The sequence below is a fragment of the Thermopolyspora flexuosa genome, from assembly GCF_006716785.1.
Classification (GTDB): Bacteria; Actinomycetota; Actinomycetes; order Streptosporangiales; family Streptosporangiaceae; genus Thermopolyspora; species Thermopolyspora flexuosa.
This window is the reverse complement of sequence record NZ_VFPQ01000001.1, coordinates 4592001-4604478: the sequence shown is the minus strand read 5'-3', so window position 1 is coordinate 4604478 and position 12478 is coordinate 4592001. Positions and strand designations below refer to the sequence as shown.

Below are 12478 nucleotides of genomic sequence, written 5' to 3'. Positions count from 1 at the left end.
AGAAGTGTCCTTGTTTTCCCATTCTTTGCAAAGGGCATAACGACGCGAGCGGCACGCCGCATCGTGTCCAAAAGGTGATCCCACGCGACGGAAACCTGATGATCATCATCCGGGCGAACCCGGGCGATCGACCGCGGCCACCTCGGATTTCGTGCCCTGCGGGGCGGCCTGCGGCGGCCCCCGGCGCCACGGTTTTCGTGACGCATGCGGGCATTCAGTGGTGTTCCGAGACGTTCGCGTGATTCGCGTCTTACATCCCTCCGGGATCCGCGTTTACCGCAACGGATTCGCGATTACCGGACGGTACGGCGTGCCGTCGCCGCCGCCGCGGTGCCGTACCGAAGGCGCCGCCCGGCTGCCGCATAGATCCCGCCAGCCCGGGCAGGCGGGCTCTCGGGCCGCTCGTGGTCCCGCGACACGCACCAAGCACGGCGGCAACCGCACACCGAGCCACATCGAGCACGGACGACCGGCACGCCGGGTCCGGGCCGCGGCGGCGGGCACCCCGAGGCTCCCCGAGGGCTCGCGGGCCGGGACCCGCGACCGCGTGCGGGCGTCCGGCGAAAGGGGAGACATGAGCCTCAACGGCAAGACGATCGCGTTCCTGGCCGCGCCCGAGGGCACCGAGCAGGTCGAGCTCACCGAGCCGTGGCGGGCGGTGCGGGACGCCGGTGGCACGCCCAGGCTGATCTCCACCGAGCCCGGGCAGATCACCGCGTTCCGGCACCTGGACAAGGGGGACACCTTCCCGGTCGACGGCGTCGTCGGCGAGGTGTCCGTGCAGGACTTCGACGGCCTGGTCCTGCCGGGCGGCGTCGCCAACCCCGACCACCTGCGCACCCGGCCGGAGGCCGTACGGTTCGTGCGCGAGTTCGTCGAGTCCGGCAAGCCGGTCGCGTCGATCTGCCACGCCGCGTGGACGCTCATCGAGGCCGACGTGGTGCGCGGCCGTACCGTCACGTCCTGGCCGAGCGTGCAGACCGACCTGCGCAACGCGGGCGCGACCTGGGTGGACGAGGAGGTCGTGGTCGACGAGAACGGCCCCGGCAAGCTCATCACCAGCCGCGGACCGGACGACCTGAAGGCGTTCTGCGAGGCCACGCTCGACGCCCTCGCCGCCTGAGCGCGCCGGCACGGCCCGGGCCACCCGTAGTCGGGACCGGCCCGGGCTATCGCGTGCGCGGGGCCGCCCGCCGCACGCTCACACCCCCGCCGGGAGGGGTGTGACCTGTGGACACCTTGCGTGACGACCGTGTTTGTGACCAGCGGTCACTTTCTGTCATGCTTTCGGCGCGGAGGCGGCAGAGCCTCCGGCGGAGGCTGAAAGAACGTCATGACAGAGGTCGTCACGCTCGGCGAGGCGCTCGGCGTCGTCTCCGCCGATCGGTTACGCCACGACTTGACCGCCCGGCTTGACGTCGCCGGGCCGGAACTCACCACAGCGATCGGCATGGCGCGGCTCGGACACAGCGCGACCTGGGTGGGACGGGTCGGCGACGACGAGATCGGCGCACGGGTGCTCGCCGTACTGCGGGGCGAGGGTGTGGACGTCTCCCACGCGCGGGTGGACACGTCCGCCGGGACCGGGCTCATCCTGCGGCAGCGGCGGGTGGGCCGGGTACGGCGCACCGTGCACTACCGCGCCCGGTCGGCCGGGTCGCGGCTGTCACCCGCGGACGTGCCCGTGGACGTGGTGCGGTCCGCGCGGGTCCTGCACGTCACCGGCATCACCGCGGCGGTGAGCGGCACCGCGTGGAGCGCCGTGCACCACGCGATCAAGCTCGCCGCCGACGCCGGGGTGACGGTATCGGTCGACGTCGCCCACCGGCCGGACCTGTGGCCGGACCACCGGGAGGCGAAGGAGACCCTCACCGAGCTGGCCAAGTCGGCCGACGTGCTGTTCGTGAACGCCGACGAGCTCGAGCTGATCGACACGGCGCTGAGCACCGTGCCCGAGATCGTGGTCACCCGGGGCGGCAAGGGGGCGAGCGCGACCGTCGGCGGCATCCGGTACGACGCCCCGGCGGCGCCGGTCACCGTGGTGGACCCGGGTGGCGCGGGCGCCTCGTTCGTCGCCGGATACCTCAGCGCCCTGCTGGAGGAGCTGCACCCGGCCGCCCGGCTGCGCCGCGGCGTCGCCCTCGCCGCGTACACGGTCGCCAGCCCGAGCCACTGGCAGGGGCTGCCCACCCGCGACGAACTCCCGCCCGCCACGGTCGCCGGGTAACCTTCCGCGCACCCGCGCGGCGCGAACCGCGTCCCTCCGGGCCTCCGGCCGCGTATACATCCGCGAAGTGGCCGGATGCGGCCACGCCGACCCCTAACATCACACCATTCGGATGAGATCACTCCCAATGGCGGCGTGGAGGTTTCCCGTGGAGGACAGGCTGATGTTCCGTGCCTTCCAGGAGTTCGATCTCCCCTTCCTCGACCGTCTGTCCACGGATCCGGAGGCGCTGGGACCGTTCGAGTGGCCGGGCTTCATGGACGCCCGTGCCCGGCGGAAACGGTGGGAGCGTGACGGCTACATCAGCCCGGAGTCGACCGCGCTCGCCGTGGTGCTCTCCGACGGCACGGTGGCCGGCGTGGCGAGCTGGCGGGAGCAGCACCGGGGCGGCCCACGGGGCGTGTGCTACCAGGTCGGCCTGGCGCTGCTGCCGGAGTACCGCGGCAAGGGCCTCGGTACGGCGGCGCACCGCTGGCTCGTCGACCACCTGTTCCGGTTCACCACCGCGCACCGCCTGGAGGCGCTGTCCGACGTGGCGAACATCGCCGAGCAGAAGGTGCTGGAGCGCGTCGGGTTCAAGCGCGAGGGGGTGCTGCGCGGGGCGGTCTTCCTCAACGGCACCTGGCGCGACAAGGTGATGTACGGACTGCTGCGGGAGGAGGCCGCGGACCACCTCGCCTGACCCCACGCCGCGAGCACGCTCGACGGGCCGATCGCCGGCGCCCCGCCTCCGGGGCCGCGATCGGCCCGTTCACCGTGCGGCTCACTGTGCGGCGGGCGGGCCGTACGGCCCGCGGCGCCGCCGCCTTCCGCCCGGGTGGGTCAGGCCGTGGCCTCGAACGCGTCGGCGACCGCCTCGCGCACCGCGGCCATGTCCGGGGCCGCGTCGCCCATCTCGTTGGCGATCGAGGTCATCTGCACGTCCGGCATGCCGCACGGCACGGCGTACGTCCACGGCGACAGGTCGCCGTCCACGTTCAGCGCGAAGCCGTGGCTGGTGACGCCCTTGCTCGCGCGCATCCCGATCGACACGATCTTGCGGCCGGTCTCCTTGGTCCACACGCCGGTGAGCAGCTCCGACCCCTCCGGGGTGTCCCGGCGCTCGGCGGGCAGGCCCAGCTTCTCCAGCGCGGCGACGAGGCGCAGCTCGACCTCGCGGATGTAGTCGACCACGCCCTCGCCCTGGCGGAGCTTCACGATGAGATAGCCGACGAGCTGGCCCGGCCCGTGGTAGGTGAGCTGGCCGCCCCGCCCGGTCGGCACCACCGGGATGCCGTGCGAGGGGTCGGGCAGGTGCTCGGGCCTGGTGCGCTTGCCGACGGTGTACACCGGCGGATGGCTGAGCAGCCAGATCGTGTCCGGGCGCTCGTCCCGCTGGCGGGCCTCGACCAGGCTCGACATGCGCTCCATGGCCTGCTCGTACTCCACCAGATCGTCCTGGATCAGGGTGAGAGGGCGTGCGCGCATGGTTCTGCTCCTTCCGGACGCCGGCCTTCTGGGCCGACTCCCGTCAGGAAAGCCTAAACGAGGTCACGCACCACGGGACCGGGCGGGCGGTACGGCACGGCACCCGTGTCCACCGGCCACGACATGTGCCCGGCGGGCCGCCGGCGGCGGGCCGTACGCGGTGCATCGGCCGATACGCACCCACGGCCGCCCGGTGCGTTCCTATCGGGGGTATCCGCCGTGCGCCGGCGCCTCGGCGTACCATTCCGCGGGGCGCTTGGGGAGGATGATCCACAGGATCGGATAAACGATCAGCTGCGATCCGGGGATCAGGATCATCGAGATCACGAACAGAATCCGGACCACGGTCGGGGACCAGCCGAGACTCTCGGCGATGCCCCCGCATACGCCGCCAAGGATCCTGTGCTTGCGCGACCGATACATGCTTCCCGCTCTCCGTAGGCTCGGCGGTCACTTTCGCCGACCCCACTGCCCCCGTTATTGCCCGGGAATCGCGTCGTCTTTTTCCGGGCCGAAGCGGGACAGCCAGTCGCGGGCGCGGTCGAGGTGTTCGTCGGTGAGCCCGTGCCGGTGGTCGACCTGAATCAGCAGGAACTCACCGACGTCCGGGTGGTTCTCCAGATATCGCTCGTCCTCCGGCCCCAATGCGTCGTCGAACCACACGAACGGCCGGCCTTTGACGAAACCGGCCACGTGCGGGGTCTTCGCGGACATGCCGTCGGCCACGGGCTCCGCCCCGGCGAGCTCCACCACCGGGAGGGAGGGCAGGCCGATGCGCGGGGCGATCCACTCGTTCGCCAGGTGCTCCCACGTGGTCGCCCAGGTCAGCGCGGCCCCCGTCTCCTCCGCCAGCCGGAGCAGCTTCGCGCCGTGATCCCGGTGGAGAAAAACGGTGTAGACCGTCCCGCCGACGGTCACCTCGTAACGCCGGAAGCCGCGGACCTGTCTGCCGAGCGGGTTGAGCACGCCGTCCACGTCGAGCAGCAGCAGGGGCCGTTCTTCCATGTGAAATATGCTCACTCACGGTCGGGTCCCGCGTCCCGGGATTCAGCGGGTTCTCAGGGACGTCATTGATCGGGGCGTGTGACGTTCCTGGGACACGATACGACACACGTTACGACCTGCGGGTACCCGCCCTCCGCACGACGCCCTCGACCCCGTATAACGATCTTCATGGATCGGCGTATTGGGCCCCCTGCGCCGCCGCGCCTCCCCCGCCGTGGCGGGCGAACCGGATTGTTGATCTTCGCCATGGACGACCACGTGGCATTTTCGCCATATTCGGGCAGTCATTAGCTATAACCCCCCGCTCGATGGAGAGATTGATGGAATTGGTCGTCCTTCAGAGCCAGCGGCGGCTGCTCGTTCGCCAGAAGCTCACCCTGCCGGTGAACCGGTACGAGGTGCACGTCGAGGAGCACGACGGCTCCGAAGGAGAGGTCGTCGCCTTCGCCGAGGAGAAGCCGTTGACGTTCCGGGAACAGGTCACGCTCTACACCGACGCGTCACGCGACCGGGTGCTCGCCGCCTTCAGGGCCCGGAAGGCGAACGAGCCCGGGATCGGCTACGACGTGGTGGACGAGAACGACCGGCCGATCGGCTACTTCCGCAAGGGCGCCGGTCCCGCGCTGCGCGCCACCTGGCACTTCCAGCAGCCCGGCCTGCCCACCTTCACCGGCCGGGAACGCAACGTGGCCGTCTCCCTGCTGCGCCGGTCCGGGGTCCTCTCCGGCCGGCTGCCGTACCACTTCGACTTCTCGGTGGGCGCGCACATCGGCTTCAGCGTGGAACGCCGCCGGGGCCTGCACGGCCGCTACCGGGTGCGCATCGACGACCACCGCCTCGACCGCCGGCTCGTCATCGCCGTGGCCGTAGCCCTCGACGCCCTCCAGTGACCGCGGTGAACGCGTGCGCCGAGGGCGTGGCGCGGGCCGCGCGGCCCGGCGTCGGACCGCCGCCCGGCGGGGGAGCCGGGCCGGAGCGCCGCTGCCGTTGACGAGGGACGGCAGGGGTACGGCCGCCGGGCCGTGCCGTACCGGGCCCCGGGGCCGCTGATCCGGTACGGCACGGCGCCGCCGCGGCGGCGTGGCACGGCCGCGCCGCGGTCTCGCGGGTCCCGGCGGGCGGCCCGTCCGGCTCCCCGCCCGCCGGGACCGCCCGGCCGCGGTTTCGGTTCGCGGCCCATGACCTGGTATTGATCGTTCTGGCCTCCCGCGGGGGAGCGCGAGCGCGCGACGGACGGTCGAAAACTCCGCTAACCTCGCCTGAGCGGGAGAGCCGAAACCGGCCCCCTGCGGGGGCGGGCGCGCGGCGCGATCGCCGCGTGCCGTACTCCACCCGTGTCCAGGTCAAGGCCGCAAGCCGTTCACGTCTTCCCCGACGGGCCTTGCGGTCCTGCGTTCCGGAAGGTGTCGAGGCGTGATCGGCTGGTTCGAGGGTTTGCTGCTGGGGCTGGTGCAGGGGCTCACGGAGTTCCTGCCGATCTCGTCCAGCGCGCACATCCGCGTGGTGTCGGCGTTCGCCGGCTGGGAGGACCCGGGCGCGGCCTTCACCGCGGTGACCCAGCTCGGCACCGAGTCGGCCGTGCTCGTCTACTTCCGCAAGGACATCTGGAACATCATCTCGACCTGGACCCGGTCGCTGTGGACGCCGAAGCTGCGCTCCGAGCCCGCGGCCCGCATGGGCTGGTACGTGATCGCGGGCAGCATCCCGATCGGCGTGCTCGGCCTCACCTTCAAGGAGACGATCGAGACCGCGCTGCGCGACCTGCGCCTCGTCGGCACCAGCCTGATCGTGTTCGGCCTGCTGCTCGCGGTCGCCGACCGGATCGCGCGCAACCAGCGCACCCTCAACGCCGACCTCAACCTCCCGCACGCGCTCGGGTACGGCTTCGCCCAGTCGCTCGCCCTCATCCCCGGCGTGTCCCGCTCCGGCGGCACGATCAGCGCCGGCCTGCTGCTCGGCTACCGGCGTGAGGAGGCGGCCCGGTACTCGTTCCTGCTCGCCATCCCGGCCGTGCTCATGTCCGGCTTCTTCGAGCTGGCGGAGATCGGCGGCGACCAGACCCCGGCGTGGGGCCCGACCATCCTCGCCACGATCGTCTCCTTCGTCGTCGGCTACGCGGTGATCGCCTGGTTCCTGAAGTTCATCAGCACCAACCGGTTCACCCCGTTCGTGGTCTACCGCGTCATCCTCGGCCTGGTGATCATCGGCCTCGTCTCCTTCGACGTCATCCCCGCCATCTGACCGGCGCCATCGGCACACCGAGCCGGCTCTCGTCCGCGAGGGCCGGCTCGCCGCGTTGTCTCCCTGGTCGTCCCCCTGCTCGCCGGCCTGCGGTGCACCGAACGCCTCGCGTTACCGGGCATGCCACCGGGTAGTGACACCGAACACACTTCGGGTAACGGGAGGTCGGGATGACCGCTCAGCTGCCGAGCTGGCGCAAGCTCGCCGCCGCGGCGTGGTCCGCGCCGAGCGACCCGCAGTTCTACGGCGACATGGACGTCGACGCGGCCGCACTGCTCGCCTACATCGAGCGTGTCCGGGAGGCGACCGGGGTGCGGCTGACCATGACCCACCTGGTCGGGCGGGCGGTCGCGCGCGCGCTCACGGTCGTGCCCGAGCTGCGGGTACGGCCGGCGCCCGGCGGCCGGGTGCGCGAGCGGGAGAGCGTCGACGTGTTCTTCATCATCAACGTGAAGGACGGCAAGGAGCTGTCCGGCGTGAAGGTGTGCGACGCCGACCGCAAGACCGCGCTCGAGATCGCCGAGGAGGTGCGGACGCGGCGGGAGGCGATCCACAACGGCGACGGCGCCGAGCTCGACCGGGGCAAGTCGCTGGTGACCCGGCTGCCGCTGCTGCCGCTGCGCATGGTGCTGCGGCTCGGCGCCTGGCTCACCTCGGACCTCAACCTCGACCTCTCCTGGCTCGGCATGCCCCGCCAGGCGTTCGGCGGCGCGATGGTCACCTCGGTGGGCATGTGGGGCGTGCGCCGCGCGTTCTCCCCGCTCGCCGCCTACTACAAGGTGCCGGTGCTCGTGCTGATCGGCGCGGTGGAGCAGCGGCCGGTGGTGGTCGCCGGCGAGGTGATCGCCCGCCCGATGATGACCCTCACCGCCACCTTCGACCACCGCTACACCGACGGCTACCACGCGGCGCGGTTCGCCGAGGCGGTCCGCGAGTACTGCGCCGACCCGACCCGGTTCGAGCCGGTGCCGCTCGAGCCCGGCCGCGAGGGCCGCGGCCGCCGCGTGCCCGGGCGGCAGGTCGGCGTCCCGGCCGGCCCGCGGGTCCCGGCCCGGGGTCCGGAGCGCGGGTTGTCCGACGGCTGACCGCCGCGGCGCCGCCGTACCGCCGACTCCGGCGCGCGGGCGGCGGTACGGCACGCCGTCGCGTCGCCGGCCGGGCCCGCCCGTTCCTTCGCGATGCCCCGCGATCCCGGTCAGGTCGCCGCGGGTGTGGGTAGACGGACGACGCCACCGCGCCTATGCGCACGGCGCGCGGGCACAGGTAAGGCGATGCGGCAGTGGCAGGGGAGCGGTGATCGGTGACGCGCGCGAATCACCCCCGGCTCGCCGAGGTGCTGGAGGCGCTCGCCCGGCGGGAGGCGGCGCTCGAGAGCGATCGCCGGACGATCGCCACGCTCCAGGCCGAGCTGGAGGAGACCGACCGGGGCCTTTCCGCCCTCTACGCCGAACTGGAGCAGGCCCGGCGGTCCGAGGCCCGGCTTGCCGCGATCGTGCAGTCCTCCGACGACGCGATGTTCGCGATCACCCCGGAGGGCCTGGTGCAGACCTGGAACCCGGGGGCGGAGCGGCTGTTCGGCCACGCCGCGGCGGAGATCGTGAACCGGCCGGTGGACGTGCTCGTGCCCGCGGAGGCGCGCGGCCGCTTCGGCGCGGTGCTGGAACGGCTGCGCCGCGGCGGCCGGGCGGGCCACTTCGACGGGCGGCTGCGCCGCCGGGACGGCTCGCCGGTGGACGTGGCCGTCACCGTGTCGGCGATGCGCGGCCCGGGCGGCGCGCTCACCGGGTTCTCCGCGGTGGCCCGGGACCTGTCCGAGCGGCTGCGCATGGAGGCCGAGCTCGCCGCGGCCCGGGCCGAGCGCGAGGTGCTGGCCGACCGTGAGCGCATCGCCCGCGACCTGCACGACATGGTGGTGCAGCGGGTGTTCGCCGCGGGCCTCGCGCTGCAGGCGACCGCGGGCATGGTGCGGGATCCGCGGGTGGTGGCCCGGCTGCAGGACGTGGTCGCCGAGCTCGACGCCACGATCCGCGAGCTGCGCATCGCGATCTTCGACCTGCACACCGCGCCCCGCGAGGCGGCCAGCCTGCGCGCGCGGATCCTCCGGCTCACCGCGGACGCGGCCGGCCACCTCGGCTACGCGCCGGCCGTGACCTTCGACGGGCCGATCGACAGCACGGTGCCGGAGCGGGTCGCGGCGCACCTGCTCGCGGTGCTCCGCGAGGCGCTGTCCAACGTCGCCCGGCACGCCGACGCCACGGCCGTGTCGGTGACGCTCACCACCGGCGACGCGCTCGTGCTCGAGGTGGCCGACAACGGCCGCGGCCTGGGCCGCCCGGCGCGCAGCAGCGGCCTGACGAACATGCGCGAGCGCGCCGAATTCCTCGGCGGCTCCTTCACCATCGCCGATCGCCCGGGCGGCGGCACCCGGCTGGAGTGGCGGGTCCCGCTCCGCTGACCGCGCGATCCCACACACCTTCCGGTACGGCCCGCCGTGGCGACCGCGGCGGGCCGCCGTGCGACCGGCCTCGCCGGGCCGAAGCCCCGCCCGGGCCGTCTCGGCCGCCGCCGGCCGAATGGCCGTGACGATGCGGCGTGGCCGCCCGATGCCGGCCGTACGAGCTGGGCGGACGCAGGGACGGAGCCCGGGATTTTCTCCCGCGGCAGACACTTGCATGCATATGGACATAGAGCTAACATGCAAGTGAAGTTAGAGGTTTCCTCAAAGTGGAACGTAGGAAAAGCTCCAAAGGGGGTTGAGGAAGATGCTGCTGACGACCATCGACCCGTTCGTGCAGGAGTTCGAGCGCCAGTTCGACCGGCTGACCCGGCAGGCGTTCGGCTGGATCCAGGACGAGGCCAGGATCATGCCGATGGACGGCGTCCGGCGCGACGACGACGTCCTGCTCCGCTTCGACCTGCCCGGCATCGACCCCGACTCGATCGAGGTCACCGTCGACCGCGGGGTGCTCAGCGTCACCGCCCGCCGCGACGAGGAGTTCACCGACGACGCGCGTCCGTTCGTCCGCGAGCGCGTGATGGGCGAGTTCACCCGCCGCGTCTACCTGCCCGAGCACCTCGACGCCGAGCACATCGAGGCCGCGTACGCCAACGGCGTGCTGACCGTGCGGATCCCCGTGGTGGAGAAGGCGCGGCCGCGGAAGATCGAGATCCGGAAGGGCGACGCCAAGGCGATCGGCGCGTGACGCAGGACGGAAGGCAGGGGCGGGGCCGGTGTGCGCACCGGCCCTTCCTGCGTTCGGGCACATCGCGTTCGGCACATTCCGGCGCCGTTCCCGGGCACGGAACCGGCGGGCCGCCCGGCGGCGAGCCGGGTCACCGGGGCGTGCCGGCGTACGGCCGGGGGACATCCGCGCCCGGGGGAGCGCCACCGCACAATGGATTCCCGTCGGGGAGGAGAGGGGAGGACCGATGACCCGGCTGCCGATCGACGACGAACACGCCCCGCTGTATTCCCTGGGCCAGGTCGCCTCCATGCTCAACGTCCAGCAGGCGTTCCTGCGCCGGCTCGACGAGCACCGCGTCGTCTGCCCGCAGCGGTCGGCGGGAGGGCAGCGCCGCTACTCCCGCCGTGACATCACCCTGGTCCAGTACGTCACCGAACTCGCCTCCGAGGGCATGACCCTCGTCGCCATCCGGCGCATCCTCGAGCTGGAGGAGGAGCTGCGCACGCTGCGCGCCGAGCTGGAGGAGGCGCGCAGCCGCCTCGCGACCCTGGAAGGCCGCGGCGAAGGGGCCGCCAAGGCGCGGTAGCCGTACCCCCGCCGAGGACGCGCCGGCCCGGCGGGGCGGAAACGCCGTTTCCGCTCTTCCGAAAGGGTCTTTCGTTTGTCCGAAATGGGTGGGATGGTCAGTGCATCGTCGCGGCTGACCCGATCCGCGGGACTCGCCGCAGGCACGATGCGGAGGATCGAAGTGGCCTACCAGATGACCGTTCTCTACAACCACCCGGAGGACCCGGCGGCGTTCGACGCCCACTACGACAACGTGCACGCCCCGCTCGCGGCCAAGCTCCCCGGCCTGCGCGGGTACACCGTCATCCGCCCGGTCGCCCGCGGCGACGAGAAGCCGCCGTACCACCTGATCGCCACCCTCACCTTCGACGACGAGGCCGCCGCCCAGGCCGCGCTGGCGAGCGAGGAGGGCCAGAAGGCCGTCGCCGACCTCGCCAACTTCGCCCAGGCGGGGGCGACCACCCTGGTCGGCACGGTGACCACCGTCGTCTGAGCCCCGCGCGCCGGTCCCGGGCACGGCGCGGCGGCCCGGCGGGCGCACCCGGCCACCGGCCCGTGCGCCCGCCGCGGGTGTCCCGTACCGGACAGGCCGAGTTCTCCGCGGACGGCACACGCCTGTGCGAGGATCGGAGACCGGGCCCGCGGTCCTGGGGGGAAGGGACAGGAGGGTGACGGCCGGAGCGGTGCACGGGGCCGGGCACGGCGTGGACCTGCTGCCCGTGGTGGCACGGGTGGCGGCGTTCCCCCGGCTGCGCTACATGGGCTCCAAGCACCGGCTCGCGCCCCACCTCGCCGCGGTGTTCGCCGAGATCGGCGGCCGGACCGCGCTCGACGCCTTCTCCGGCAGCGGCGTGGTCGCCTACACGCTCAAGGCGCTCGGCTACCAGGTCACCGCCAACGACTTCCTCTGCTTCCCCGGCGTGATCGCCCGGGCGACCGTGGCGAACCAGTCGGAGACCCTCACCCCGGAGGAGATCGACCGGATCTGCGGGCCGCCCGCGGACGACCGCGACTTCATCCGGCGCACCTTCGACGGGCTCTACTTCACCGACCACGACCGGGAGTTCCTCGACTCGGCGTGGTCCCACATCGACCGGCTGCACGGCGCCAAGCGCGCGCTCGCCATCTCCGCCCTCGTGCTCGCCGCGGCCCGCAAGCAGCCGCGCGGGGTGTTCACCGTCACCGGCGCCCGGTACGACGACGGGCGGCGCGACCTGCGGCTGTCGCTGCGCGACCACTTCCGGGAACGGGCCGCCGAGTACAACGCCGCCGTGTTCGACAGCGGCCGCCGGTGCCGGTCGCTCACCGGCGACGTCTTCGACCTCGCCGCCGAGCCGTACGACCTGGTCTACCTCGACCCGCCGTACGCGCCGCCGCGCGACGACAACTGCTACATCAAGCGCTACCACTTCCTGGAAGGGCTCGCCACGTACTGGCGCGGCCAGAAGATCATGGAGGGCACGCGGACGAAGAAGCTGGAGAAGCGGTACACGCCGTTCTCCTATCCGCGCACCGCCGCCGACGCGCTGCGCCGTACCTTCGAGAAGTTCCGCGACTCGACGATCGTGCTGTCCTACTCGTCGAACGCGGTGCCCGACGCGGAGACGATCGCGGCCCTGCTCCGCCAGGTGAAGTCCGACGTCGAGGTGCGGACGATCGACCACCGCTACTCGTTCGGCACGCACGCCAACGCGGCGCGGCGCAAGGTCTGCGAGTACCTGTTCATCGCGCGCTGACGCACGGCCGGCTCGCCCGTGCTCTCATGGAAGGCGAGGCGGAGCGACCG

14 protein-coding genes are annotated in these 12478 nt (G+C 72.5%); 11 read left to right on the top strand and 3 right to left on the bottom strand.

Annotation, left to right across the window (positions count from 1 at the left end; translation table 11 throughout):
• The first annotated feature begins 574 nt into the window (after positions 1 to 574).
• The 3 genes from FHX40_RS19710 (at position 575) to FHX40_RS19700 (ending at position 2909) form a co-directional block, all read left to right on the top strand.
• The gene (locus FHX40_RS19710; RefSeq protein ID WP_142261000.1) at positions 575 to 1123 is read left to right on the top strand and encodes a type 1 glutamine amidotransferase domain-containing protein; all 549 of its coding nucleotides are present in this window, start codon (positions 575 to 577) and stop codon (positions 1121 to 1123) included.
• Between the two features lie 210 nt (positions 1124 to 1333).
• Positions 1334 to 2227 (top strand): sugar kinase, encoded by an 894-nt coding sequence (locus tag FHX40_RS19705; protein ID WP_142260999.1) that lies wholly within the window; start codon positions 1334 to 1336, stop codon positions 2225 to 2227.
• Between the two features lie 148 nt (positions 2228 to 2375).
• Positions 2376 to 2909, top strand: coding sequence for a GNAT family N-acetyltransferase (locus FHX40_RS19700; RefSeq protein ID WP_211350322.1), 534 nt, complete (start codon positions 2376 to 2378; stop codon positions 2907 to 2909).
• Between the two features lie 140 nt (positions 2910 to 3049).
• Here the strand turns inward: FHX40_RS19700 and lipB are convergent, their stop codons facing one another.
• The 3 genes from lipB to FHX40_RS19685 form a co-directional block, all read right to left on the bottom strand.
• Positions 3050 to 3694: a lipoyl(octanoyl) transferase LipB gene (gene lipB, locus FHX40_RS19695; protein ID WP_142260998.1), complete on the bottom strand. Its 645-nt coding sequence runs from the start codon at positions 3692 to 3694 to the stop codon at positions 3050 to 3052.
• Positions 3695 to 3895: 201 nt separating this feature from the next.
• A complete protein-coding gene (locus tag FHX40_RS19690) occupies positions 3896 to 4117 on the bottom strand; it encodes a PspC domain-containing protein (RefSeq protein WP_142260997.1) in 222 nt (73 codons plus the stop codon).
• 54 nt (positions 4118 to 4171) lie between these two features.
• Positions 4172 to 4699: an HAD domain-containing protein gene (locus FHX40_RS19685; protein ID WP_142260996.1), complete on the bottom strand. Its 528-nt coding sequence runs from the start codon at positions 4697 to 4699 to the stop codon at positions 4172 to 4174.
• Positions 4700 to 5019: 320 nt separating this feature from the next.
• On the opposite strand from FHX40_RS19685, the gene FHX40_RS19680 reads away from it, so the two are divergent.
• The 8 genes from FHX40_RS19680 (at position 5020) to FHX40_RS19645 (ending at position 12428) form a co-directional block, all read left to right on the top strand.
• Positions 5020 to 5589: an LURP-one-related family protein gene (locus tag FHX40_RS19680; RefSeq protein WP_142260995.1), complete on the top strand. Its 570-nt coding sequence runs from the start codon at positions 5020 to 5022 to the stop codon at positions 5587 to 5589.
• Between the two features lie 526 nt (positions 5590 to 6115).
• Entirely contained in the window at positions 6116 to 6940 is an 825-nt protein-coding gene (locus FHX40_RS19675; protein WP_142261902.1) for an undecaprenyl-diphosphate phosphatase, read from the top strand.
• 170 nt (positions 6941 to 7110) lie between these two features.
• Positions 7111 to 8025 (top strand): 2-oxo acid dehydrogenase subunit E2, encoded by a 915-nt coding sequence (locus tag FHX40_RS19670; protein ID WP_142260994.1) that lies wholly within the window; start codon positions 7111 to 7113, stop codon positions 8023 to 8025.
• Between the two features lie 215 nt (positions 8026 to 8240).
• Complete coding sequence (locus tag FHX40_RS19665; RefSeq protein WP_142260993.1) at positions 8241 to 9395, top strand: sensor histidine kinase; 1155 nt, start codon at positions 8241 to 8243, stop codon at positions 9393 to 9395.
• Between the two features lie 307 nt (positions 9396 to 9702).
• Entirely contained in the window at positions 9703 to 10143 is a 441-nt protein-coding gene (locus FHX40_RS19660; RefSeq protein ID WP_142260992.1) for an Hsp20/alpha crystallin family protein, read from the top strand.
• 226 nt (positions 10144 to 10369) lie between these two features.
• Positions 10370 to 10711 (top strand): helix-turn-helix domain-containing protein, encoded by a 342-nt coding sequence (locus FHX40_RS19655; RefSeq protein WP_142260991.1) that lies wholly within the window; start codon positions 10370 to 10372, stop codon positions 10709 to 10711.
• Between the two features lie 147 nt (positions 10712 to 10858).
• Positions 10859 to 11185, top strand: coding sequence for an EthD family reductase (locus tag FHX40_RS19650; protein WP_142260990.1), 327 nt, complete (start codon positions 10859 to 10861; stop codon positions 11183 to 11185).
• A 175-nt stretch (positions 11186 to 11360) separates the two neighbouring features.
• Complete coding sequence (locus FHX40_RS19645; protein WP_211350320.1) at positions 11361 to 12428, top strand: DNA adenine methylase; 1068 nt, start codon at positions 11361 to 11363, stop codon at positions 12426 to 12428.
• The last annotated feature ends 50 nt before the right edge of the window (positions 12429 to 12478 follow it).

What these genes read in the sequence shown, in the direction of transcription:
- FHX40_RS19710 (WP_142261000.1), top strand. Translation starts at nt 575, where the DNA reads ATGAGCCTCAACGGCAAGACGATCGCGTTCCTGGCCGCGCCCGAGGGC.
- FHX40_RS19705 (WP_142260999.1), top strand. Translation starts at nt 1,334, where the DNA reads ATGACAGAGGTCGTCACGCTCGGCGAGGCGCTCGGCGTCGTCTCCGCC.
- lipB (WP_142260998.1), bottom strand. Translation starts at nt 3,694, where the DNA reads ATGCGCGCACGCCCTCTCACCCTGATCCAGGACGATCTGGTGGAGTAC.
- FHX40_RS19690 (WP_142260997.1), bottom strand. Translation starts at nt 4,117, where the DNA reads ATGTATCGGTCGCGCAAGCACAGGATCCTTGGCGGCGTATGCGGGGGC.
- FHX40_RS19685 (WP_142260996.1), bottom strand. Translation starts at nt 4,699, where the DNA reads ATGGAAGAACGGCCCCTGCTGCTGCTCGACGTGGACGGCGTGCTCAAC.
- FHX40_RS19680 (WP_142260995.1), top strand. Translation starts at nt 5,020, where the DNA reads ATGGAATTGGTCGTCCTTCAGAGCCAGCGGCGGCTGCTCGTTCGCCAG.
- FHX40_RS19670 (WP_142260994.1), top strand. Translation starts at nt 7,111, where the DNA reads ATGACCGCTCAGCTGCCGAGCTGGCGCAAGCTCGCCGCCGCGGCGTGG.
- FHX40_RS19660 (WP_142260992.1), top strand. Translation starts at nt 9,703, where the DNA reads ATGCTGCTGACGACCATCGACCCGTTCGTGCAGGAGTTCGAGCGCCAG.
- FHX40_RS19655 (WP_142260991.1), top strand. Translation starts at nt 10,370, where the DNA reads ATGACCCGGCTGCCGATCGACGACGAACACGCCCCGCTGTATTCCCTG.
- FHX40_RS19650 (WP_142260990.1), top strand. Translation starts at nt 10,859, where the DNA reads ATGCGGAGGATCGAAGTGGCCTACCAGATGACCGTTCTCTACAACCAC.